This is a genomic window from Vibrio sp. 1069 (assembly GCF_033340555.1).
Genome location: NZ_JAWOWP010000646.1, coordinates 1 through 591 on the forward strand (window position 1 = coordinate 1; position 591 = coordinate 591).

Annotated in this window: 1 protein-coding gene; it reads right to left on the reverse strand. The window is 45.3% G+C overall.

From position 1 onward, the window contains the following. A partial coding sequence (locus R7040_RS28245; protein ID WP_318097855.1) for an inosine/guanosine kinase occupies window positions 1-591 on the reverse strand: 591 nt, incomplete at both ends.

Sequence of the window (591 nt, forward strand, 5' to 3'; positions counted from 1 at the left end):
CGCCATGTCATGAAGAACAGCAGACAACGCAGCATCACCCGCCCCGTTTGTGTTCTTAATTTTCTCTGGACCGCCCATGTAAGGAGAAATATGCGAATAAACTCGAATTGGATTCTGACAAGCATCTTTTTTAGCCGGACGGCTGAACTCGTAACGATTAAATTCAGCAATCGAGCCAGGAAGTAATGGCAACGTGGTTTCACGCTTCGCACTGTCTTCAGTGTAACCCGCCATAAACAGACCAACAGGACCTGCGGTACATAACACCATATCAGCCCACTCTAGCGTCTTATCAGAAGCGGCTAGCGGATCAGTTTCGCCTGTTAGCGCTTCTGCTTCGTCTTCGTTCATTGCGACAACAGAAACGTGTTCACGAATAAAGTCTTGCCAGTATTTAGGATCGTCTTGAATAACAAACTTCGTACCTAGCGTTAGTACAACAGGAACGTCGTTCTTCTTCGCAAACTCAATGGCTTTCATTGTTGCTTCAGGCATTGGATCGCCTTCTTTACAACGAACTAAGTAAGATGTCAGTACTAGTGCAGAAGCATTTTTGAAAATTTTCTCAGGAATGCTGTCTGGATGAAGCTG